We start from the raw sequence: 21,993 nt of genomic DNA on the forward strand, positions 1-21,993 counted from the left end.
AAAAAGCCCTTGTCAGCCCGATTCAAAATAGGAAACTGGTCAAAATCAGTGACTACCTAAAAGGGGAAAACCAATGTCAGAAGAAAAAGAAAAGAAAAATAAAAAAATCTCCAAGATGACAATCGAAGAGATCGAATCTGCGCTCAAGAAAAATGCCGAAGCGATGAATGGCGACAATTCGCTCTATATGCGTCACCTTCGTCAAAGAAAAGAAGAGCTTCTATCTAAAAAATCCGCCTAAAATAGCAGAAACGTTTGATCCAACTTGTAAATCTAGAACATAGATATGGATCGAACATTCTGTTCGACAAATTCTCCTGGCATATCAAGCCAGGAACTAGAACCGCCCTCGTTGGTCCAAATGGTTCTGGTAAAACTACCCTTTTCCAAATTGCTATAGGTAAAATGAAACCCGATGCGGGTGATGTAACTCGTTCAAAAGGTACGGTTATTTCTTTATTTCAACAGATTCCAGATTTTGATCCCGAAGCGACAATTTTGGAAACGGCCCTCTCGGAAAATAAACTATATAACGATTATAGCAAGAAGTTGCACAGAATCCATGATCTTATGGAAAAGGAAGATCCCAGCTCGCATTCTTTTGAAAAATTATTAGAAGAACAAAGTGAGATGGAAGATTTTGCGCAAGCTCACGATCTACACAATCTCGAAGTTCGTGCCAAAAAAATTCTGACGGGTCTTGGATTTTCGCAAGAAGGATTAGATCGACCTGTCAAATCCTATTCACCCGGATATCAACATAGACTCGGTCTATCTATTGCACTATTGAATAGTCATAATCTTTTGTTTCTAGATGAGCCAACTAACCACTTAGATGATTCCGCAAAAGAATGGTTAGCTGATTATCTTGTAAATCAAAATGCTGCATATGTTCTAGTCACGCATGACCCGGAGTTTCTCAATAAGACGACAAGATCAATAACGGAAATTCATTCTAAAGGTGTGTATGAATTTGAAGGGACTCTCGACGAGTTCTTTGAAGCTAAGAACGAAATTCAAGAAAAATTACAAAAACAATTTGATAAAGAAGAAGCTTATCTCAAATCCAGAAACGAGTGGGTTGAACGATTTAGAGCCAAGACTTCCAAGGCTCGAGCCGTACAAAGTGTAATCAAAAAGCTAGAAAAACGTGAGAAGATAGATAGTCCTGAAGACAGTTTCTGGAATAGCAAACCAGAATACGTGTTCAAATATGAAGAAGCGAGTCGTATATCATTTCGCATTACGGATGGCGCTTATTCCTATTCTGCAAATTCTAATTTTATTTTCCAAAACGCAAATTTGGAAATCAATAATGGAGACAAGGTCGCTCTGGTTGGTCCAAACGGTGCCGGAAAATCTACCTTTCTTAGATGCGCTGCAAATATTCGAGAATTGTCTAAAGGGAATTCCATGTATGGTCCAAGAACTAAAATTGGATATTTTTCTCAGACTCATTCCGAGGATTTAGATCCTGAGAAAAATCTCTTGCAGACGGTTCTGACAAAATTCCCTCAAGTTCCTGAAGTTGAAGCAAGAAGTCTTCTTGGTCATTTTGCATTTCCTGGCGACACCGTTTTCAAAATGGTCAAATCACTATCTGGTGGTGAGCAAAGTCGACTTAGGCTTGCTCTGCTAGTTAATCAGCCAACCAACTGTCTCATGTTAGATGAACCAACCAATCATTTGGATATTGTTGTACGCGATGCACTCAAAAGAGCTCTCATAGATTATAAAGGATCGGTAATCGTAATTAGCCATGATCCCGAGTTTCTTACTGGGCTTTGTGATCGAACCTATCAATTGGCTCATGGGGAATTGAAAAATCTGAATGTTGGATTTGCTGACTATTTGAAATATCATAAAGAGGACGAACAAGAAGGAATATCCAAACTCAGTTCCAAAGAAGATAAATTAATTATTGATAATCAGAATCAAAGCCTATCTAAGTCTGCAAGAAACCAAGCCAAGAATAAAATCAAAAATTTGGAAAAGGAAGGATTGGAAATTGAGAAGAGGTTAGAACTGCTAGAGAAAAATAAAAAAGAAAAAGAAGAGCTACTTGCAGATCCAAGTTTTTTTAAAAATCGATCTTACCAATCTGAATTAGATGCATACAATGATATCAAAAATGAGATTGCTCGACTCACGATTCAGTGGGAAGATGCACAATTAGAATTAGAAAGTTTAAAAGAGAAGGTAAATTAATGAGTGTTCCAGAAATTGATACTCCTAGTTTGAAAAAAAGATTGGATCTTCGTGCAAATGGGGATGATAAATTTTATTTGTTAGATGTTAGAAATCCGCATGAACAGGATATTGCACTGATTCCTGGAACGGATCTTTTGATTCCGGTCACTGAACTCGAGAGTCGAATTGACGAATTGGAAGCTTGGAAGAAAGAAGGAACGGAAGTTCTTGTCTATTGTCGATCAGGTGGAAGATCGGGCAACGCAGTTCGGATTCTAATGGAAAATGGCATTTTGAATTGCAAAAATGTTGCTGGTGGAACTCTCGCCTATTCTGATTTAGTCGATCCAAATATGGAAAAATATTAAATATTCTGGTATCTGAACTCAAACGGACGAATCACATAATTTGCATTAGATGATTTTTGTTGTGTTTAGTGCTGGTTGTATTGGTAATTGCTTTTGATGCGTTGAAATAATTTCGAACGGACGGGGCTTAAGCCCCGGGCTTGGGTTGTTGGGTTAGACCACCAGCCTTTTCATATAGTCGTTTGTTCTTCGAATGTGCAAAATAAACTACCAACATCAATATTCCAACAGGAGCTGCGAACAATACATTGACTTGAATTAGTCCAGCAATCATTCCCAAAATTCCACCAAGTACTTGAATTACTACTAAGTTTCCACCTGTGTTATCCAAGATCATTTTTTCCAAATCGTCCGTATCTAACTTCATTACCTGTGTCTCAACAAGTCGAGTGACATTGATTTGGTGAACAATTTTACCAAGGTTCAATTTTAGATAATCCTTACCTTCTTCAGAGTTCATAAATTCCATCAATCGATTCTTAACCCATTCGATCATACGAAAGAAATAGTTATCAATTTCTTTCCAATTTTCCTCATCATCTAGATATACCTGCAATCTCTCAATTCCCTTGGGTAAAATATTGACTCGAGCATAATCTGCAAGTTGATCAAGCCATTCATCCAATTTTTCCATTATGACTGCTTGCGTTTCGGGTGAATTCAGTTTCTCTTGAAATCCATTCATGATCTGATCCATCATATTCATGAATTGGTCAGATGTCTCCGGATCTTGAATAAATGTCTCTAATAAATTCGCAATAGCTTCTTCATTGAAGGAAACCAATTTCTTGACACCCATACCAATGGATCCAAGCGCTCGCTTAGCCGATAAATAGTCCTCTAATCCATCGTTGAGTGCTGACGAAAGTCGCGGAATTTCTTGTAAGATTACCACTCGCACTCTTTCTGCGATTTTTTTTCTATTGTCCTCCGATTGAATATATTCGAATATTCTAATTCTTGCGTAATTCCAAATTTTGGTTACTTCTTCAGGACTTTGTGCAAAACTCTTTATTGCATCTTCCGATAAGTCGAAAAGTTGTGTAATGATTTCAGGACCTTTTTCTTTTAAGATTGAAACGATTTTGCTCGTGATTTTTTGGCGAATTTCTTCATTACGGATCGCTTCGTCTACTTGATGAGCTAATTTTTGAAGAGCTACTTCAACGAGGTTTTTTTCGTAGATATAGCTCATAAGAATTTCCGGATGCAAAAGTCGATTCTGAATCGAATTCCCTAAACTAACAGCGATTTTCTGCTTATTTTTTGGAACAAGTCCCTCCCAACCTAGAACTTTACCTTGCTTCGGTTGGAAAAGCATACGTATAGCAAGAAAGTTTGTAAAATATCCAACAACTCCCGCCATGGATACAACAAACAAAGCATGAACTATGGGATGAGGTTCTATGATGAAATAGTCAACACCTCCCAATCCGACAGATAGAACGATCAATAATTTTCTATACCAACTATCTACTGTATTGACATCTATCTTCATTTCTTCATCAATTGCCCAGCAATCCTTCGAGTCAATCCAGTAGGAACCATCGCCATAAGACCGACGGCCGTTTGATTGACAGCTCCTGGAATACAGACTGCTTGATTTTTCTTGATCGATTTCAGAGACTCTTTGACCACATCCTCAGCCTTCATCCACATGATATTTGGAAATGAGGATTTATCGATTCCTGCTCTCTGATGAAAATCAGAATGAGTTAATCCAGGGCATAATGATTGTATATGGATTCCATATTGTTTTGCTTCTTCGTGAATGGACTCAGTAAAACTACAAACAAATGCTTTAGTTGCCGCATAAGTTGCGCTAAATGGTGCAGGTAAGTATCCCGCAATTGATGCAACGTTAACAATGCTGCCAGATTTTTGACTTTTGAAATTATTGAGAGCTGAATGAGTGAGTTGAACCAATGCATTTATATTCAAATGAATCTGATTCTGTTCTTTTTCTATATCGAGTGTTGCGAATTCTCCAACGGTACCAAATCCTGCATTATTGATAAGGATTCCTAAACTGAGATCATTTGCGATTAGATTGGACGCTTTGGACAAATCTTCGTATTTAGTAAGATCTAAAGATTCAATTTGAACTTTGCATAAATCATTTAATTTTTGAATCTCTGAGGCAAGAAGTTTTAATTGATCTGGATTTCTTGCAATCAATACTAAGTCATAAGAATTCATAAGTTGTAGAGCGAATTCCCTACCAATTCCAGATGAGGCACCTGTTATATAAGCTTTCTTCTTCATCAATTCATTCCTTTTCTGCAATAGATCAGAGCATCAATACCATCATGATAATAGCCCTTTCGTTTGTCTACTAACTGGAATCCTAAGGATTCATACAATTTGATTGCATTTTTATTGTTCTGAGCAACTTCAAGAAAACAAGGGCAAGAGTTGTGATTATCAATAAAATATTTCAAAATCGAAAAAGCGTAAGATTTGTTCCTATAATCAGGATCGGTTGCGACTCTGAGGATTTCGATTTCCCAAGGATTAACAAGAGGGAATAGATAACTCCTAGGAATTTCTTGATCGAATAGAACAAAACTTTCATGAGTTTTTATCTGCGATAAAATCTGCTCTTTGTTCCAAGCAGAATCGGGAAAACATATTTTCTCTATCTCCACAAGCCAGAGCAAGATTGTCAGATCATCGGGATCTATTTTTTTTATCTGCATTTTCTGAATCTATCCCATTTTGCCAAGAAAGCTCATCCTTCGCGATAAAAAATCCTTTGCAAATCTGCAAATATTGTCTAACATTTCAACTATGAATAGAATATTGATGCTCTTGGTAATTCTGACTTTTGTTGGCTGCGAGAAGTTGGACGAGATGGCAAAGAGAAATTGGGACAAGAAGCAAAATCAGAACACAGTTGACTTCGAAGATGTTGAGAAATGGAAAGTAACCCTAGCTCTCAATGAAGCGGAACTTAAGGCATTGGACAAAAGCATTCGTAACATGGTCAATCGAACATCACAAGCTGGGGCATTGTCTTGGAAGATTGCTCAAGCCTATATGAAAGCAAGCAATTATGAAATGGGGTTACGTTACTACCAACGTGCAATTGATGAATCCGACTCAGCATCTGAATCAGCTTCAAGTTTTAAAAGTACAGGAGAAGTGGAGACGAATTCTGGGACACGAATGGCGTATTGGGAATCTTCACTTCCTTACTTTAATAAATCATTAGTTTACAAAAAAATTGATAAAGAATTGCTATTTCAAGCGGGTCTCGCTTATGCCAATGCTTCACGAAACATGGGATGGGAACCAGAAAGAAGATCGAGAGCCATTGATCTTTTTACATCACTGTCCCAATTAGATCCTTTGGATAGTAGATTTCCTTACCAACTTGCGTTGATCTATTTTGATTCATCTGTTTCGAGTGGATCTTGGGCAATACAAGAATCCTACAATCAAGAAGGATTGGCTTTCAGTCTACTAAATGAAATCTTAAAAAAAGAACCTGAAAATGTTCCCGTACGTTTTGCACGAGCCAATTTCCTCTATCGAATTGGTAAGACCAGTGATGCATACAATGAATACCGTACAATTCGTTCGACAATTGAGGCAATTGATGCAAGAGGTGAGATTCGAGGTGGCTTGGAAAAAAATAGTTCCTATATCAATGTTTTAAAGAATCTCGAACAATTGGAATCTGGAAAAAGATAAACAAACAACTTGGAACTTCAAGACCCGTATCTATTTCGCCATTTTAACAGTAAACAATATGCTTATTCTTTTTTTGGTAAATCAAATGTAAGAACTTTTATTTACAAGAATGGACTTCTGGATAAAGCTAAAAGTTTACATGAATTAGGTGAATTGGTATTGAATTATCTTGATCGCAAAATTGCTCAAGAATGGATTCTGGAAGGCGAAAGATGTGATGAGATTTACAAAAGCAAGGGAGCAACTTTTGTTAGCTATTACGATCCCTTATATCCAAATTTGCTAAAGGAAATTTATGATCCACCGTTAGTTCTATTCTGTATTGGTTCTATTGAAGTTTTAAAATCAGATTTTATAGCAATTGTGGGAACAAGAAAAGCATCGCCTGTTTCTCTCTTTGCTACCAATCAATTGGTACACTCCATATTTATTGATTCTCTGAAAAATCAATTGAACCGAGATTCTACATGCATTCAACAAGACTTTTTCCATGAAGTAAATTTGAAAGATTCCTTAGGTGGAAAGGGAATTGTATCGGGAATGGCATTGGGAATTGACAGGGAAGCTATGGCAACTGCTATAGATCTCGGATTGCCTACGCTTGGAATTCTTGGGACTCCAGTTTATACGGAATATCCGTATTCAAACAGAAGTTTATATGCAAAAATGAAAAATTCAAAAAATGGTTTGCTGGTATCAGAATTGTTACCGTACGATCATTACGCCAAGTGGACTTTTCCAATGCGTAATAGAATTATTACAGGAATCGCTAAGTCCGTTTATCTTATGGAGACACCGGCTCAGAGTGGGGCAATGTCTTCTGCCAACAACGCCATTGAACAGAACAAAGAAATATTTATTTTCGATCATCCAATACAATTTAATAATGATGGTGGTAAGAATCTACTTGAGGATGGGGCGAATCCGATTCAGTTTCCTGATCTTGGAATTCGAGGTAATATATTCCATATTACAGAATTAATGAATCAATCAAAATATCAGCTTTACCAGGATTTAGTCGTTCAACTTAAGTTAGACGAAAATTCTGGTAAAGCGAAGAATCTTGGTGGTGGCTACTATTTCATATTTTGAAAATAGCTTAGAACCGTAACTAGGAGATAAGTTCCAAGCAGAACGAATCCGAAAGGTCTTTGGATTTTCTGCTTAGAAAGGAATACACTCAATCTAAACACAACTAAAACAAATAACATTGCTGGAAAAAAGAAAATGAAAAAGCTTTCATCTGCTTTTAATCCACCAGTTGTAACGGCAGCTGCAGCACCTGCAACAAAGAGAACGTTCAAAATGTCCGCTCCAATAATATTCCCCAAGGCTAATTCGCCATGTCCTTTTCTTGCAGCAGAAATTGCAGTCACCAATTCAGGAAGGGATGTTCCAAAGGCAACCAATGTTGCACTGATAATCGATTTAGGAATCGAAAATCTTATAGCAGTTTCCTCAACCGCAGGAATCAATGCTTTTGAAGAAAGAATTACCAGAGCAACACCTAATGCCAATTTGGCTATTACGACATAGGTTGGAGATTTTAATTCTTCTTTGTCTGTGCTTTCTTCCATTTGCTCTTTGATTTCTTTTTTTGTAGCCCATTTGATCGAATAATACATATACAGAGCTAGTAGAAACAAGAATACAAATCCTATGGCTTGAGGTAAATTCCCACCAACTGTAAAAACTTGAGAGAGATTTGTATAAGGTAGACAGGCTAGAATTAGCAAAAGTCCGGATCCAAATTGTAAAAGTCCTTGTCTATTCAATAGCGCCTTATCAATAGTAGGTGGTGAAATTAGAATTGCTATTCCTAGAATAAGACCAGTATCGCAAATGATTGATCCTACTGCGTTGCCCAATGCAATATCTGGATTGCCTGACATTGCTGCCATAACGGATACGGTTGCTTCTGGAAGAGTTGTTCCAAGACTTACAATTGTCGCACCAATGAGAATTTTCGGAACCCCCCATTTCAGAGAGAGCACTACTGCCTCATCAACAAGTAGATCCGCACCTTTACCCAAGGTGAGAATTGAGACAACGATGACTGCGAGGATTGCATACATCGGTAACGATTGAATTGTGTGAATGATCCATTCTTCCATATGGTTAAGACTGTAAGATCTTATCGTTGGAGTTGACAAGTAAAATCACAGTCTCAACTATAAACTATGCAACGATTTTTATTTATTATTATTTTGGTTTCGTCGATCGGAATTTATTCTCAGAAACAGCCTTCATCACCCAAAGAACCAAGTGTACCCGTTCTAGGAACGGAAAGTTTGGATTCGAGAGGAGAGCCTGAGCAAGCGAATAAAGATTCGGAACCTAAGAAGAGGGACATCCGGGTTACTCTATGTGATGGAAGAAAAGTGAGCGGGAAGTGGAATGAAAAAGAAACCGAAATACATTTTACCCATATCCGAGATGGAATTCGTTATAAAAAATCTATTAAGACTACAGAAATACAAACTGTTCGCTTGATTTCTTGGAATGCAGAGCCAAATAAACAAGAAAAGGAAGGCATGTCTTACAAGATGGTTCCTTCAAAAGTATGGATTCAATTGAAATCTGGTGAGAAATTTGATAAGGACAAAGGTTTAGAAGGAACGGAATATTCAATCGTAACTGTGGAAAATAAAAATGGATCCGCTACTCTCTACACTCTTTGGATGGACTTACTTTATAAAGATGGATCCTGGTACTCGAAATTAGAAAAACTAGATCCAAAATTGGAAAGAACTGATTGTCATCCAGATGTGATTCGTGAGATTCAATTTGAGTGATTCTAAACTTGGACTATAATTTTTTCTTAGGAAGATATTTATAGTATTCCATCTCAACTGTGTTGATTAGAAATGTGTAGTATTTTACAAGTTTTTTATCAAATTTTTTCTTATTCATTTCTTCGCGATAAACATCCGCTAGTTGCTCACGGAAAAGAGGCATCTTAAGATCATTTCGTAAGATGTACAATGTGTTCGGCATAGTCTTAATCGCAATTTCGTCAGGGACATTAATGATCGCACTAGATTGCACTAAGGCATACTCAACAGTGGATGCGACTTTATTGTCATCTTTCTCTTTGCCAAGAGTGAGATTTCTTCGCTTCAGGTCACCCATAGAAGCGTAAATTCTTTTCTGCATTGTCTTGAGATCCAGCACTTTCTCAGTAACTTTGTTGAACTTCTTTGGAAAGATCAAGCCGTCTGCTGCTTTTAAAATATCTAAAATCTTCGCTTCTTTTTTCTCATCATGTTCGGTTTCTTTTAACATTTTTAAAGAAGATCCATTGCTTGATGAACTTCCGCCAAACAAACCTCCACCGCCTGAACCAGAAAAAATGGCGCCACCAGTTCCAGATGGAGAAGATGATGATGAGAATGCCGATCCAAGAGCTGGATTGTTTGCTGAAAATTTTCCAGAAGCCATTACTTCTTCTCGTAATTCTTCGTTAGATTTCTCTCGAAAAAAATATGCCGCCATAACTCCAATCACAACTGAGAAAGGCACTCCAAAAACAATCGGAACAAGACTTGTAAACATATACGAACCAGTTATAAAAATCAACATGGATGCAAGGAAACACATCAAACCGGCTGGTATATTGATTTTTTTCTGGAATTCTTGAGATCGAATTTTTTCTTGATGAAGTCTTTCAATTTCGCGTATGTCCGAACTCAATTTGACGATGAGTTCTGGACGAAGTTTACTATTCAGTTCTGGATGCTTCGGATTGGATAATTTTTCGTTTATTGTTTTTGCAATATCGAGTTGCTTTAAAAATTCTGTATTGGTTTTGGATTGAGCAGTCAGCTTATGAAGTACTGCAGCCATATAGCCATGATCAACGACATAGAAAATACTGGGACCGTTCAAGTCTGGCTTCACTTCTTGGTAAGAGTATTTCGCACAAACTTCTTCTTTCAATCTAGAAGCAAGATTCTGAATCCTAGTTTCATCTTTAACTTCCATTTTTCGAATCTCTTCTTCGAAATTCAACTTCATTAAAGTATTATTGTTCTTAGTAAATTCTGGAATTCGATCCATAACTTGTTTACTAATTTTTTTGTATAAGGATTCATCTTTGCGTTCAAGAATTAGATCTTTTTCTTCTAATAATTTTCTAAGAATTCGAACAGATGTATCAATTGTCTCTTTTACTTTTTTGCTTAGATTGGATGAAGATTTCTCATAAGGAAAAGATTCTACTAGAGCAATCAATGCTTTCGCCTTATCAGAGTTTTGTTTTCTTCCAGGTGGAACATTGTCCACATGCTTATCTCTGAAATCGGCGATGGTTTCAAGGAAGCTCAAGTATTTGGCTTCATTCGCAAGTGTTGTCAACTTTTCTAGCGCAAATTTTTCTAGACCATCCACATGAGCTCTGTATTGATTGATGATTTCGGGCTGACTTTTGAATGATCCATCTTCGTTGAGATCTAACTCATCTACAATAACATGATAATCAGTAAGAATAGAAATAACTGCTGATTGTCCCTTTGCATAATTTATAAAATCTTCTGTGAATTCAGGAATTGGTATCGGAGCAATGGGATGGAATCCTTTTCTTACTAAATTAGTTATTTCTGATTCCAGTGATCCCATTTTAGGGAATAGCCAAGAATCATCAGTTTTTGTTTTTGCAAAAAGAAATGCACCGGGCGAATCCTCTTCAACCGTTCGAATTTTCTTTGCTCTATGCGAAAGAATCATATCAACCAGCTCAATGGACGCTTGGAAGCATGCTTGTCTATAGCTTGAGACATCAGTTTTGGATTCTTTCTGAGGAGCGATTACCGTGATTTTGGAACTAATTTTATTCCCAGATCGGACAAGAAACGGATAGATATAGGCAACGCGATTTTGTCCTCTTTTATCAAAATCAGTAATCTGTTTTATTGCTTGGTGAATTGCAACTTCAGTCTTTGCCTGAATTGATAAATTATTGAATTTGTTCAACGACTCGGGGATCTTATCAAGAGTGAGAAGATAGGAAGGATGCTTTTCTTTGCTTCCATGTTTCTCGATTCTTTTATGCCAGTCCTTGAGTTCATCCATTATCGCACGAGCAGTAGTGGAAAGTGATCCTAAGCTTTCGGGTGAGTGAATATAGACCGATCCAACATTTGACGTTGGGCTAGAAGTCTCAAATGTTTCTCGAAAAAAATCGTCGTCTTTTAAGTCTGTGGCACTTGGCATAATTTTAGGTTAGGACATTTTGCAAAATTTCTATGCCTCTTTTAACTTCTGATAGAGTTCTTGAATATGTCAACCGAATGCACTGCTTTTGGTGAGAAAATTCTTCCTCCAATCCAGGAAAAAAGTTTTCTCCATCTATTATGAATACGCCGCGAGCCTTTGCTTCTCGATATATTTCTCTGCTGCTCATCTTCAGATTGGGAAACCAAATCCATAGAAATAGTGCCCCGAGACTTTCGTGAATTCTATACTCAATATTCGGTTTAAAAATCGTATCAATCATATCAATAACCTCTTTACTTTGTTTTTGGTAAAAAGGCTTTATGATGTTTGTCGACATTTTATAGATACTTCCATCTCTAATTAAATCTTCAATCATAGCCGGACCCAAATTTCCGTTAGCTAGATTCATTACTGCAGAAATCTCGGAAATTACCGAGATAATTTCTTTAGAAGCAACCACAATTCCGGTTCTCGCTCCAGGCAAGCCAAGTTTAGATAGGCTCAAGACATGAACCATTCCCGGTCGCCAACGAATCGTGGGTTCCGTGAAAAGAATGTTAGGGAAGGGAAATCCATAGGCATTGTCAATTAAAAATGGGATATTTTTATCTTGAGCCATCTCATAAATACTTTCTATATCAGTCCATGAAATCACATTGCCTGATGGATTGGTTGGTCTAGATAAACAAACGGCTCCAATGTCTCCCTTATTGATTCTTGCTTCAATTCGATTCATATCTGGAAGATAGCGAAAACGATTGGTGCCATGGAGATCGACGAGAGGCGGTAAGGATACGATGTTTCCAGAGTGTATTGTCTGATCAGCATAACCAATATATTCTGGAACCATAGGAAGAAGGATTTTTTTATTTCTTAGGTTTGATTGTGTATGACCAGATGAACCCGAATTTTTTGAATTCCGTACGGATCGTTCGCCAGAGAAGGCATTGAATAAAATGAAGAAAGCTGTCTGACTTCCCGCAGTGATTGCGATATTTTCTTTTTTTAATGGTTAGTCTAATTTGGAAGATAGAGACTCTGCCAATAGCTCACGAATCTCATCCGAGCCTAGCGGGGACTCGTAGTGACCCAGCAATCTTGATACTCTCTTAGAATCTTTTGCAATTTCTAGAAATTTCTTTTCAAAAATTTGCTCAACTTCTGGAATGATTGCGGGATTGCCCCCGCCAAGCATCGATATTTCGATTCCATACTTTCTTGCATCTTCGAGTCCAGAACCCAAGTCTTGCATGAGCTCACCGATCCCAGATCCTAAGGTGAGCTTGCTTGCAAAATCCGATAAATCCAACATTAGGACAATCTAGGAAAAGGATGACTCGCAGTAAATCAAACTAACCGAGTCATTTAATATAATCTATTCTAAACTAATTGGTCTGTGGTTTAGCTGGAACCCAGAGCGGGCCAACCGCGATCAATAAAATCAGAATATTAAAAATTGCATTGGATAGATTCCCGGATGCAATAGATCCCGAACTATCTAGAAAAAACCAAGAAAGCATTCCGAATAGAACGGCTTTGCGAACTTGCTCAGGCGCTTTATCGTAAACTAGAGTTGACAGAAGCCAGACCATCACTCCCCAACCAAGTAAGAAACCACCTGTAAGAGCAGAGAGAAATCTTACATCAGGCGAGCTATAAGTGATATTGCCATCGATTGGCCAGCTTAGTAAATCCAATGTAAAGCGAGCAGGTTCGCTAGTCGCAATCATTGTTCCTAGGAAGAAAACAGGAGCAAAAGAGGCAATTGTTATAGCAGAAATCTTTAACCAAAATTTATGAAATTCTTGTGACATTTTTATTTCCTAAAGAGTAAATTTATTATCACCCATCGGAATATTACTTTTATGAAATACAATGAATACTTGTTGATAATCTTAGAAAAACTTGTACGCAACCGTACAAAACAATCTAAACCAAATTCTGAGTGATTCTTTTTAGATTTTCAAAATATTTCGAAAGCCATTCTATATTAAGATTTTCGAATGTAATCTGCAAAAAAAAGTTTTCTAGAGCTAATTCGAAAATGCTCTGCATCTGAAGGGGACTTAATCGAAGGTTCAAATCCTTCATCCAAATAATTACAAATGATTCACCGACAATAGAATTAGATTTATTCAGAGCATCATTGAATTTTGGTTTGTCTCTATGTATTCTTAGCTGTCTGTTAAAAAGTAAATCTAGTTTATGAAATACCAGAACCTCAATTAGATCTGGATCTATACGCTTGCAGTTTAGTTCTTTTTCCGATAGTATTTTGGATTGTTCTAAATGATAATCCAATAGCTGCTCAAGAAAATTTTCCAAGTCAATAAAAAGATGATAAAAGGATGATTTACTAATCCCAATTTCCTTTGCAAGCGGCTCAATTTTGAGTCCAGCGATTCCTTCTTTTGCAATGAGCTCATACCCCTTCTGGATCCATAGAAGTTTGCTTTCGGTTTTCATTAATTTGAGATTGGAATGAGCTAATTTCCCCATCTATATATTTTTTCTACCGAGAAGCTAAAAATTCTTGTACTTTTGGAGCTCAGAAATAGGCTAGACTAGAAATTTCCCTATGGGCTTATGTCCCATAAATCGGGTATAAAAAGAAGGCAAGTTGGATGGCACCGGATTTACTAGAAAGAAGACAACCGAAGAATCAGGATATTGAATACCTTAAGCCTACTCTCTCCAGAGAAGACCTAAAAGGTGTGCTCGAATGTCTCGCGGCAGACAATTTATCCACAGGGCAAATTGTTGAAAAATTCGAGAAATCTTTTTCTTCAACGTTTCGATTCAAATTCTCATTGAGCGTTAATAGCTTGACTTCTGCCTATCATTGCGCTTTGCAAACTTTGGGAGTCGGTGAAGGTGATCGAGTCCTTTTGTCTGATCTGGGAAGTATATCTGCACTTGATGCAATTTTTTTACTAAAAGCCAAACCAATCCTTGTAGACGTTGCAAGAAATTCTTTCCATATGGATCCGGAATTGTTCCAGTCCAAGCTTGCAGAACACAATCCAAAAGTTGTTATTCTTGATCATAGTTTCGGTAGCCTAATCGATGCTAAACATTATCCTGTTCCCGAAGAAGTTTCTATTTTGGAAGATTTCTCGGAAGCCATGGGTGGAATGAGCGAGACGATTGCAATTGGTAAGCAAGGTAAGTTATCCATTTGCGGATTGCAAGTGGAGAACGTGATCACAACAGGCAATGGTGCAATGATTGTGACCTCAGATTCAGAATTGAATCAAAAGTTGCGCACAATGGTATTTGGTAGATCCAAAATTAGAAATCTATCCGAGCCAAAATTCGATTACAATCTTATTGATTATCAAGCGGCTCTGGGAATTGAGCAACTTTCTAAGTTAGGCGTTTTGCTTGAGCGAAAGAAAAAAATCGCACACTCTTATCTGCAAGCTGTTTCCAATTCTAGAATTGAGACCTATTTCAAGAATCCTTCCGAAGACAGTTTCAATCGCTTTCCCATTGTTGTAACTTCTGGAAGCTATGACGAAGTAAAAAGATATTTTGATTCTATACATATTGGAACGATGCGTGTTATAGATGAACCTTTGCATGCTATTCTCGAAGAGAATAAAACTGATTATCCCAATACGGAAAGACTCTATCAAAGAGGTCATTGCATTCCTGTTTATCCTAACCTAACTAAAGATAATGTTTTGAGAATTTCCAATGCCATTCGGAGAATCTATTAATCTCTGAAAAAAATCTATTCTTTCAATCCATGGTTCGAGTATGAACTTGAATCATTGCAGAGGACAGGGAGCCTTCCTAATTTCAATGCAATGAAGAATAAAAGGATTCACTTTCTTGAACGGGTATTTCTTGCTCTTTCAAGAAAGGAAGATTTTACATTAGTTACAAGTAAGGTTCCGCAAGCGCTCCTAAACCATTGGAAGGAAATGAAATGGGAGTTCGGGCAACCGATCTACCTAGATTCCCAACATCGATTGTTATTTCCGTTCGATTCGTCCACAATAGGTTCGACAAATATAAATTCGTTACATGCAGATTTGTCCCATGTAGATTCGCTCACAGAAATTTTGCCCAATCCAGATTCGCTTGATAGAGATTCATCAGTCAAAAAATTATCTGATTTAGAAAGCTTCGGTCTAGAATTGATCGAATTTGGTTCCATAAAAAAATGGGATAACGGAAGTTTGATTGTGGATGAGAAAACTTGGCAATCAGCTGCGTTTCTTAATTCCAAGATCAACCAAACCAATTATTCGAATGAGATAGGTTTTTCTGAGGCAAAAATGGGAGTGGTTCGTAGCTTAGATGATGTTGCAGATATATTAGAAAATCGCAGTCAACCAACCATATTCAAGCAAGAATTAGGTGGATCGGGCAAAGGGCATAGAGTTTGGAAGTCAGCAAAAGATGGCCATAAACTCAAGACTCTCAGTTTTCCTGCGGTCTATGAAGACTATAGCGAGACAAGATTCTATGATTTTGGAGTTCTTCTGGATTGGAAACCTGAGGGAATCGAATTTATAGCTATTTCCGAGATTCAAATTGGTAAGGAAATGAATTTTCGATCTTGTCTATTCTATCTAGATCAACCACCCAAAGATCTAATTTATGCAAAAGATTTTGTTCTAAATGAAAAAAAATTTATTGATAATTGGAAAAACTTCTCAGATGATCAGCATCCTTATAAGGGTGCCGTCGCGGTAGATGGATTCTTAGCAGAAGATGGTTTACACCGAGCACGATCAGAGATTAATTTTCGTTATAGTATGGGTCGGATTGCTTGGGAGATTCACGCAAAGAGAGTTGAGCAGTCCAATTACCGCAAGCCAAGTAAATTTGGATTGGTGATCAAGCATAAATCGGAAGACATTGAACAGATTCCAGATTATAAATTATTTTTATCAATATCTGAACAAGATCCATACCAAGTCGTCTATATAGAATACTATTGATTCTATGGCTTTTTACAGAGAAATTCATAAATACAAACCGCAAGATACCAAGTCTATAAAGCGATGGGTTTTTGTTCTCTATGATCAATTGTCTTGGTTAAATCCACTTCTTACACCAAGTGATTCAATTGCTACACCTGGCGATTCCATTGTTCGCGAAGAAATCTGTTTGGTATTTATCGAAACATCTGCAAAGCCAAGTAAGAGATCGTATCATAAACAGAAATTAGTAATGTTATTGAGTAGCATGCGTCATTTTGCTCTCGAAGCAGCTGAGCTTGGTTACTCGATTATCTATCACTTTGATCAGGTCGGATATGCAAATGGACTTAATTCCATTGCAAAGCTATACCAAATCTCAGCTTTTGATTGTTTGGAGATTCAAGAATACGAAGTTGAAGATGAATTGAAGAACCTAGGTTCAAAATTGATTTATCATTCGAACAATTTGTATCTATCATCGAAGGAAGATTTTTACGAAGTTTTCCCTGATTCCAAAGAAGCTCGAAAGAAATATCTCCAAGAGAAATTCTATCGCTATATGCGAATCAAGTTGAACGTTCTCCTTGATCCCAATTCGCCTAAGACCAATCCAAAGCCTTTAGGTGGCAAATGGAATCTGGATCATGAGAATCGTTCGAATTGGAAAAAATCTGAATCGACTCCCAAACCAATACCTTGGATTAAACCGGATTCCATAACCGACGAAGTAATCCAATTGGTGGAAAATAAATATGCAGACCATTTCGGAAATCTCAAAGATTTTGGTTGGCCTGTAAATCGATCAGATGCTTTGATTTGGCTTGAACATTTTGTCCAGCATTCACTTATAAATTTTGGAAAGTATGAAGATGCAATGGATTTTGAAGAGGAATACCTTTTTCATTCGATGCTAAGTCCGCTGATTCATTTGGGATTGCTTCATCCCCTAGAAGTTGTGCATCGAGTTATTGAAGAATACAATAAGAATCATTCAATAAATGATCCAATTCCCTTATCTTCCATAGAGGGCTTTATTCGCCAAATCATAGGTTGGCGAGAGTATATGCGGCATGTTTATCAAGAGAATCGCGAAACCTATCAATCAACAAATTATTTCAATTTTACATCAAACTTACCAGACCTGTACTGGAATCCAGATCTGGGAATGGCCTGCTTCCAATCCATAATATCCACAGTTCTCAATAGGGGATATAGTCATCACATAACTAGACTTATGGTATTGTCGAATTTCGCGAACCTGCTGGGTGTTGATCCTCATAGATTGAATGATTGGTTCTGGATTGCATATGTGGATGCATTCGAATGGGTTGTAACTCCCAATGTAGTTGGAATGGGAACTTATGCGGATGGAGGAATTTGTTCTACAAAGCCTTATGTGGCATCAGCCAATTATATCAAGAAAATGGCTCCTAGTTATTGCAAGAATTGTAAATATGATGCAACAGAATTACTCGGTGATACGGCTTGTCCATTCAATGCACTCTATTGGAATTTTATCGGTGAGAATGAAGAATTTTATTCCTATTCAGGAAGAACAGATTTTGCCTTAGCGAACTGGAAGACATTTACAGATGAGAAAAAATCGCAGATTCGACAACAAGCATCTGCGATTAGGAAAAAATTTCTGAATCAGTAAATTTAGAAATAAATTATCAACTTAATGCTGCCATTTCTTTTGCGCAAGATAAACAAGAATCCATACACTCTTTACAGATGGCATGGTGTTCTGCGTGCTTTTTGCATTCTGCAGCACAATTCTTACAGATTTCAGCGCACAAGCCAGCCGTCTTTTTTGTAAATTTGGAATCTTGAGATGCAATCTGAATGAATGAGTCGCAGATCGCTATTGTCTCTCTAGTGGATGTCGCACAACCGAGCAGTGTTTTGTCTCCTTTTCCCATTTCCTCAATACAATGGGATAAACAAATTTCTGCTGCAAGCTTACAATGAATAGCTGACATCAATGCCTTTGAGTATTTCTTATTGGATTTTGTAGCAGGCATATTGTGTTTGTGTTCTTGAGCTGAGAGTGCACTCACAATACCGACAGTTGCTACTCCAACAGTTGCGTTACGAATAAATTCTTTTCTGTTCATAGGTTAACTCCTTTCTATATCCAAATTATTTTAAAAAAACGAATCTCGAATGGATATATTTTTTATAATTTAGTTTCTGAGCCTTAGACGGATCGTCAAGTTTAGATTTAAGCAATTTCTCTATTGTTGGAAAATTTGATTCTTGATTTAAGATCTTGTAGTCTAAAAGAACGTGAGTAGAATGATTCCAAGAAAATTTATTAGAATATGGTGTATTCTGTCAATCCTAACAATTTCCATAACAGCAAATGAGGTTCGTAAAATGAGTTTTCACAGTTTTAAAGTAAAAAATATCCAGGGCAAAGAAATCGATTTATCAGCTTATAAAGGCAAAGTCGTCTTAGCCGTAAACGTTGCATCCAAATGCGGATTCACATCTCAATATGAAAGTTTGGAAGCAATTTATAAAAAATACAAAGATAAAGGTTTCGTTATCATTGGATTTCCTGCGAATAATTTTGGATCACAAGAGCCCGGATCAAATGATCAGATTGCGGAATTTTGCAAATTGAACTACGGAGTTTCATTTGATATGATGAGTAAGATTTCTGTGAAAGGTGATGATAAGCACGAAGTCTATAAATTTCTGACAGAATCAGGATCTGAGAAAGGTGATGTAAAATGGAATTTCGAAAAATTTCTCATTGGTAAGGATGGCTCGATCATCGGAAGATATGGATCATCTGTGAAACCAGACTCTAAAGAATTGACTTCAGCGATCGAACAATCTCTCTAATCCAACAATTTCAAACCGGCAAGATCTTCTGGTTTTAGAATAGCTTCGGTCTTGCCAAATTGAACTAGATTCAAAAATTCTTGGTCTCCAATTTCTTTCTTTGTTCGTATTTCCTTCTTTAAGGCATTTTTTAAAATTTGAAATGCATGGGTATACTTCTCACGATCAGCGATTTTAAAGGCTGTATCATCTGCATCATTTCGAGCCATCAGATTAGTCGAATTCTCAATCAATAGTGGTAAGCATTCTACAGCATCCGATTCTGCAGCGAGTATTAATGCCGTATTTCCAATATTATCTCTATCGTTTATATCGATAAGATCCTTCGTAAAATCGTTGTTCAATAGAATATGCAAAAAATTTGAATTATTATATTCGCATGCCGTGTGAATGGGAGTTTGCCCCTCTGGGTTTTTGATCTGAATCAGTTGAGGAAATTTATTTATAATTATTTCTACAATCTCATTGAATTCTTCTGAGTCATCCGAACCAATACTATGCAAAGGCGAGCGATTCTCATTATCTATCAATCGAAGATCATTTTCGCTGACTATAGGCAATAAATCTTCTAACCAATCGAATTCCCTTGCTTCGATAAATTTATGAATTAAATTTTTTCCATTATTTTCTCTTGGAAGTGTCGTATCTTTCTTAATTGCTTTTATACATTTTGCAAAATTGGAATCTGATCTTTTGAATAAAATTCCGGATAGGGCAGTTGCTCCGTCATTGTTTTGTTCTAATGGATCAGAATTCTGTTCAATTAGTATATCAACAAGTGGCTCTGAACCTAATTTCAGAGCCCAGAATAATGCAGTATTACCGTATTTATCTTTTGGAAGTGGATCTTTTTCCTTTCTTTCCTGAAGCAGTTTTCTTAACTCTTCCACTTGTTCTGTCATCACGAGTCGAAATAGACTTTCGGTTTCCATTGAATACTATGGAATCGATACCTTGATTTTTTTCAAATGCAAAAACATTCGGTTTAAAACCAGACTTGGTTGGTATAAAAGTCATAGCTCGTTCTGTGAGAGCTGTAATGGTAAGGCTTGGATTCACACCAAGATTTACCGTGAGCATAGATGCATCACATATGCGAAGGTTCTCGTAACCGTGCACTTTGTTCTCATAATCTATCACTCCTTCATCTGAATTCTCTCCAACAATTGATCCGCCCATTATATGTCCTGTGATTGGTGCATCCAAAACTACATCAGAAATAGATGATCTAGGAATTCCGCCCATCTTCTTCGCCATGACTTTGGCGAATTCATTTGCGATCGGAATATAGGTCGGAGTGCGTTCACCGGACGTGAGAGCAGACGTCATCGTTTTCTGAAAAGGCCAGATAATTCTACGTTTTCTTACAAGTTTGACCGAGTTATCAATCGTTTGCATCACAAGCAATATTACGGACTTCTGCGCAAGTCCAAATGGGTTGGATGCTTTGATGAAATATACAGGACGACTGACAATCGTCCAAAGCCATTTGAGCCATCTGGGGATGGATCCGCCTCCATCGACAAAAGCAGATCCGAGAAGTCCGAAGAAATCGGATCCTTTCGAATATCTAACAGGCTCTATATGGGTATGTTCATCCGGATGAACACTTGATGTGATAGCGATTCCTTTGGAGAAATCGACCTTTTTTCCGTACACAGTGATCGGAAGTATAGTTTCAGAATTGGTACGTACAACATCACCTAATCTATGAGATATGAGAGGAAGTTTACCTTCTTGTTTCATCTTACTAAGTAGACCAACAGTTCCCATCACGCTACCTGAGACGATAACACTCTTGGCAATAAAAGATTTCTTAGGATATCCAAACCACCCAGTAGTCGATTCGGTTTCGATTTTGTATCCAAATTTGCCTCGTGAATTAGGATCAGGCTTACCATCGAAATCAAGAGGAACGATAGAAACAACTTTTGTCTCAGGAATTACAACTGTTCCCAATTTCTCTGCAAAAAATAGATAATTTTTGTCCAAAGTATTTTTAGCTTTATAGCGGCATCCAACCATGCATCCACCACAGTAGTTGCAAGGGTTTCTTTCTGGACCATCACCTGCGAAGTACGGATCACCATTTACGATTTTCTTTTTACTTCCTTCTGATCCAAAATAAATTCCTACAGGCGTTTTGCGAAATGTATCTTCCACTCCGAATTCCTTGGCGGTTTCTTTGAGATAATCATCTGGCTCCCATAATTTTGGATTTTCTTCTACCCCAAGCATAGTCTTAGCGATTGTATAAAAAGGCAAAAGGGATTTCTCTCCACCCATTTTTGAATAGGTTGGCGACTGAAAAAACTTTTTTCCTGGAACATAAAGTGTGCATGCATAAACGAGAGAGCCACCACCAACTCCGGCTCCACTTACTAATAAAAAATCTTTTAGAAGATTGATCCTTTGGATTCCATAACAAAAAAGTTTAGGCATCCATAAATATTTGGAAAGAGACCAGTTAGTCTTAGGGAAATCAGAAGCATTCCATCTTTTACCAGATTCAATAACTGCAACTGAATATCCTTTCTGTGATAATCGCATCGCTGATACGCTACCTCCGAAACCGGAGCCTATAACAACGAAGTCAAAAACTTGATTGGAATCGTTAGACGATGATGACATTTCACAACCTCTGTGCTCATATCATCTATCTTTTCTAATAAAAAACAAGTAAATTTTAGAATTCTGCTTGTTTGTAAAACATGCAAATGATTGAAATAGTTGTA

Annotated in this window: 22 protein-coding genes; 10 read left to right on the plus strand and 12 right to left on the minus strand. The window is 37.2% G+C overall.

The window, feature by feature from the left end; all coding sequences use genetic code 11:
- The first annotated feature begins 73 nt into the window (after positions 1 to 73).
- The 3 genes from O4O04_RS03400 to O4O04_RS03410 are packed head-to-tail and all read left to right on the plus strand — an operon-like array spanning position 74 to position 2,558.
- Positions 74 to 241 (plus strand): hypothetical protein, encoded by a 168-nt coding sequence (locus O4O04_RS03400; protein WP_272534187.1) that lies wholly within the window; start codon positions 74 to 76, stop codon positions 239 to 241.
- Positions 242 to 255: 14 nt separating this feature from the next.
- The gene (locus tag O4O04_RS03405; protein ID WP_272534188.1) at positions 256 to 2,208 is read left to right on the plus strand and encodes an ABC-F family ATP-binding cassette domain-containing protein; all 1,953 of its coding nucleotides are present in this window, start codon (positions 256 to 258) and stop codon (positions 2,206 to 2,208) included.
- On the plus strand, positions 2,208 to 2,558 hold the full coding sequence (locus O4O04_RS03410) for a rhodanese-like domain-containing protein (RefSeq protein WP_272534189.1): 351 nt from the start codon (positions 2,208 to 2,210) through the stop codon (positions 2,556 to 2,558). Before O4O04_RS03405 ends, O4O04_RS03410 begins: the two co-directional genes overlap by 1 nt.
- Before the next feature lie 127 nt (positions 2,559 to 2,685).
- Here the strand turns inward: O4O04_RS03410 and O4O04_RS03415 are convergent, their stop codons facing one another.
- Genes O4O04_RS03415 through O4O04_RS03425 form a run of 3 tightly spaced genes read right to left on the minus strand, consistent with a single transcriptional unit; the run spans position 2,686 to position 5,257 of the window.
- On the minus strand, positions 2,686 to 4,056 hold the full coding sequence (locus tag O4O04_RS03415; RefSeq protein WP_336297489.1) for a DUF445 family protein: 1,371 nt from the start codon (positions 4,054 to 4,056) through the stop codon (positions 2,686 to 2,688).
- Positions 4,053 to 4,823, minus strand: a complete 771-nt coding sequence (locus O4O04_RS03420) for an SDR family NAD(P)-dependent oxidoreductase (RefSeq protein WP_272534190.1) — start codon at positions 4,821 to 4,823, stop codon at positions 4,053 to 4,055. Before O4O04_RS03420 ends, O4O04_RS03415 begins: the two co-directional genes overlap by 4 nt.
- Positions 4,823 to 5,257, minus strand: coding sequence for a GNAT family N-acetyltransferase (locus O4O04_RS03425; protein ID WP_272534192.1), 435 nt, complete (start codon positions 5,255 to 5,257; stop codon positions 4,823 to 4,825). Before O4O04_RS03425 ends, O4O04_RS03420 begins: the two co-directional genes overlap by 1 nt.
- Before the next feature lie 154 nt (positions 5,258 to 5,411).
- On the opposite strand from O4O04_RS03425, the gene O4O04_RS03430 reads away from it, so the two are divergent.
- Positions 5,412 to 6,254 carry a tetratricopeptide repeat protein gene (locus O4O04_RS03430; RefSeq protein ID WP_272534194.1) on the plus strand — a complete coding sequence of 281 codons (843 nt, stop codon included), beginning with the start codon at positions 5,412 to 5,414 and terminating at the stop codon, positions 6,252 to 6,254.
- Positions 6,255 to 6,263: 9 nt separating this feature from the next.
- Positions 6,264 to 7,346 (plus strand): DNA-processing protein DprA, encoded by a 1,083-nt coding sequence (locus tag O4O04_RS03435; protein WP_272534195.1) that lies wholly within the window; start codon positions 6,264 to 6,266, stop codon positions 7,344 to 7,346.
- Here O4O04_RS03435 and O4O04_RS03440 read toward each other — a convergent pair.
- A complete protein-coding gene (locus O4O04_RS03440; RefSeq protein ID WP_272534196.1) occupies positions 7,331 to 8,368 on the minus strand; it encodes a calcium/sodium antiporter in 1,038 nt (345 codons plus the stop codon). The two genes, O4O04_RS03435 and O4O04_RS03440, sit on opposite strands and share 16 nt — an antisense overlap.
- Positions 8,369 to 8,434: 66 nt before the next feature.
- Here O4O04_RS03440 and O4O04_RS03445 point away from each other — a divergent pair, with 66 nt between their 5' ends.
- Positions 8,435 to 9,049, plus strand: coding sequence for a hypothetical protein (locus tag O4O04_RS03445; RefSeq protein WP_272534197.1), 615 nt, complete (start codon positions 8,435 to 8,437; stop codon positions 9,047 to 9,049).
- Between the two features lie 13 nt (positions 9,050 to 9,062).
- Here O4O04_RS03445 and O4O04_RS03450 read toward each other — a convergent pair whose 3' ends face one another.
- The 5 genes from O4O04_RS03450 to O4O04_RS03470 all read right to left on the minus strand — a co-directional run bounded on the left by O4O04_RS03450 (position 9,063) and on the right by O4O04_RS03470 (position 13,967).
- The gene (locus tag O4O04_RS03450) at positions 9,063 to 11,465 is read right to left on the minus strand and encodes a hypothetical protein (RefSeq protein ID WP_272534198.1); all 2,403 of its coding nucleotides are present in this window, start codon (positions 11,463 to 11,465) and stop codon (positions 9,063 to 9,065) included.
- Positions 11,466 to 11,469: 4 nt separating this feature from the next.
- Positions 11,470 to 12,318: an aminotransferase class I/II-fold pyridoxal phosphate-dependent enzyme gene (locus O4O04_RS03455; protein ID WP_272534199.1), complete on the minus strand. Its 849-nt coding sequence runs from the start codon at positions 12,316 to 12,318 to the stop codon at positions 11,470 to 11,472.
- A gap of 162 nt (positions 12,319 to 12,480) precedes the next feature.
- The gene (locus O4O04_RS03460) at positions 12,481 to 12,780 is read right to left on the minus strand and encodes a hypothetical protein (protein WP_272534201.1); all 300 of its coding nucleotides are present in this window, start codon (positions 12,778 to 12,780) and stop codon (positions 12,481 to 12,483) included.
- A gap of 73 nt (positions 12,781 to 12,853) precedes the next feature.
- On the minus strand, positions 12,854 to 13,282 hold the full coding sequence (locus tag O4O04_RS03465) for a hypothetical protein (protein ID WP_272534202.1): 429 nt from the start codon (positions 13,280 to 13,282) through the stop codon (positions 12,854 to 12,856).
- A gap of 115 nt (positions 13,283 to 13,397) precedes the next feature.
- Entirely contained in the window at positions 13,398 to 13,967 is a 570-nt protein-coding gene (locus O4O04_RS03470) for a TetR/AcrR family transcriptional regulator (protein ID WP_272534203.1), read from the minus strand.
- A 125-nt stretch (positions 13,968 to 14,092) separates the two neighbouring features.
- On the opposite strand from O4O04_RS03470, the gene O4O04_RS03475 reads away from it, so the two are divergent.
- The 3 genes from O4O04_RS03475 to O4O04_RS03485 all read left to right on the plus strand — a co-directional run bounded on the left by O4O04_RS03475 (position 14,093) and on the right by O4O04_RS03485 (position 18,062).
- Positions 14,093 to 15,190, plus strand: coding sequence for a DegT/DnrJ/EryC1/StrS family aminotransferase (locus O4O04_RS03475; protein WP_272534204.1), 1,098 nt, complete (start codon positions 14,093 to 14,095; stop codon positions 15,188 to 15,190).
- A 90-nt stretch (positions 15,191 to 15,280) separates the two neighbouring features.
- Positions 15,281 to 16,423: a hypothetical protein gene (locus tag O4O04_RS03480; protein WP_272534205.1), complete on the plus strand. Its 1,143-nt coding sequence runs from the start codon at positions 15,281 to 15,283 to the stop codon at positions 16,421 to 16,423.
- Positions 16,424 to 16,427: 4 nt separating this feature from the next.
- Positions 16,428 to 18,062 carry a cryptochrome/photolyase family protein gene (locus O4O04_RS03485; RefSeq protein ID WP_272534206.1) on the plus strand — a complete coding sequence of 545 codons (1,635 nt, stop codon included), beginning with the start codon at positions 16,428 to 16,430 and terminating at the stop codon, positions 18,060 to 18,062.
- A 16-nt stretch (positions 18,063 to 18,078) separates the two neighbouring features.
- Here O4O04_RS03485 and O4O04_RS03490 read toward each other — a convergent pair whose 3' ends face one another.
- Positions 18,079 to 18,522 carry a four-helix bundle copper-binding protein gene (locus O4O04_RS03490; RefSeq protein WP_272534207.1) on the minus strand — a complete coding sequence of 148 codons (444 nt, stop codon included), beginning with the start codon at positions 18,520 to 18,522 and terminating at the stop codon, positions 18,079 to 18,081.
- Positions 18,523 to 18,784: 262 nt separating this feature from the next.
- Between O4O04_RS03490 and O4O04_RS03495 the strand changes: the two genes are divergently transcribed.
- Positions 18,785 to 19,258 (plus strand): glutathione peroxidase, encoded by a 474-nt coding sequence (locus O4O04_RS03495; RefSeq protein ID WP_272536011.1) that lies wholly within the window; start codon positions 18,785 to 18,787, stop codon positions 19,256 to 19,258.
- Here O4O04_RS03495 and O4O04_RS03500 read toward each other — a convergent pair.
- Together O4O04_RS03500 and O4O04_RS03505 are read right to left on the minus strand one after the other, a co-directional pair.
- Complete coding sequence (locus O4O04_RS03500; protein WP_272534208.1) at positions 19,255 to 20,160, minus strand: ankyrin repeat domain-containing protein; 906 nt, start codon at positions 20,158 to 20,160, stop codon at positions 19,255 to 19,257. The genes O4O04_RS03495 and O4O04_RS03500 overlap by 4 nt on opposite strands.
- On the minus strand, positions 20,087 to 21,889 hold the full coding sequence (locus O4O04_RS03505) for a GMC oxidoreductase (protein WP_272534209.1): 1,803 nt from the start codon (positions 21,887 to 21,889) through the stop codon (positions 20,087 to 20,089). The genes O4O04_RS03500 and O4O04_RS03505 overlap by 74 nt, the downstream gene beginning before the upstream one ends.
- Between the last annotated feature and the right edge of the window lie 104 nt (positions 21,890 to 21,993).

The organism is Leptospira sp. GIMC2001 (assembly GCF_028462125.1).
Taxonomy (GTDB): Bacteria; Spirochaetota; Leptospiria; order Leptospirales; family Leptospiraceae.

Bases quoted from the DNA above. Each gene is read 5' to 3' on its own strand.
- O4O04_RS03400 (WP_272534187.1), top strand. From the start codon at position 74: ATGTCAGAAGAAAAAGAAAAGAAAAATAAAAAAATCTCCAAGATGACA.
- O4O04_RS03450 (WP_272534198.1), bottom strand. From the start codon at position 11,465: ATGCCAAGTGCCACAGACTTAAAAGACGACGATTTTTTTCGAGAAACA.
- O4O04_RS03420 (WP_272534190.1), bottom strand. From the start codon at position 4,823: ATGAAGAAGAAAGCTTATATAACAGGTGCCTCATCTGGAATTGGTAGG.
- O4O04_RS03495 (WP_272536011.1), top strand. From the start codon at position 18,785: ATGAGTTTTCACAGTTTTAAAGTAAAAAATATCCAGGGCAAAGAAATC.
- O4O04_RS03470 (WP_272534203.1), bottom strand. From the start codon at position 13,967: ATGGGGAAATTAGCTCATTCCAATCTCAAATTAATGAAAACCGAAAGC.
- O4O04_RS03430 (WP_272534194.1), top strand. From the start codon at position 5,412: ATGGCAAAGAGAAATTGGGACAAGAAGCAAAATCAGAACACAGTTGAC.
- O4O04_RS03445 (WP_272534197.1), top strand. From the start codon at position 8,435: ATGCAACGATTTTTATTTATTATTATTTTGGTTTCGTCGATCGGAATT.
- O4O04_RS03460 (WP_272534201.1), bottom strand. From the start codon at position 12,780: ATGTTGGATTTATCGGATTTTGCAAGCAAGCTCACCTTAGGATCTGGG.
- O4O04_RS03490 (WP_272534207.1), bottom strand. From the start codon at position 18,522: ATGAACAGAAAAGAATTTATTCGTAACGCAACTGTTGGAGTAGCAACT.
- O4O04_RS03475 (WP_272534204.1), top strand. From the start codon at position 14,093: ATGGCACCGGATTTACTAGAAAGAAGACAACCGAAGAATCAGGATATT.
- O4O04_RS03455 (WP_272534199.1), bottom strand. From the start codon at position 12,318: ATGGTTCCAGAATATATTGGTTATGCTGATCAGACAATACACTCTGGA.
- O4O04_RS03415 (WP_336297489.1), bottom strand. From the start codon at position 4,056: ATGAAGATAGATGTCAATACAGTAGATAGTTGGTATAGAAAATTATTG.
- O4O04_RS03425 (WP_272534192.1), bottom strand. From the start codon at position 5,257: ATGCAGATAAAAAAAATAGATCCCGATGATCTGACAATCTTGCTCTGG.
- O4O04_RS03465 (WP_272534202.1), bottom strand. From the start codon at position 13,282: ATGTCACAAGAATTTCATAAATTTTGGTTAAAGATTTCTGCTATAACA.
- O4O04_RS03505 (WP_272534209.1), bottom strand. From the start codon at position 21,889: ATGTCATCATCGTCTAACGATTCCAATCAAGTTTTTGACTTCGTTGTT.
- O4O04_RS03440 (WP_272534196.1), bottom strand. From the start codon at position 8,368: ATGGAAGAATGGATCATTCACACAATTCAATCGTTACCGATGTATGCA.
- O4O04_RS03500 (WP_272534208.1), bottom strand. From the start codon at position 20,160: ATGACAGAACAAGTGGAAGAGTTAAGAAAACTGCTTCAGGAAAGAAAG.
- O4O04_RS03410 (WP_272534189.1), top strand. From the start codon at position 2,208: ATGAGTGTTCCAGAAATTGATACTCCTAGTTTGAAAAAAAGATTGGAT.
- O4O04_RS03485 (WP_272534206.1), top strand. From the start codon at position 16,428: ATGGCTTTTTACAGAGAAATTCATAAATACAAACCGCAAGATACCAAG.
- O4O04_RS03480 (WP_272534205.1), top strand. From the start codon at position 15,281: ATGAAGAATAAAAGGATTCACTTTCTTGAACGGGTATTTCTTGCTCTT.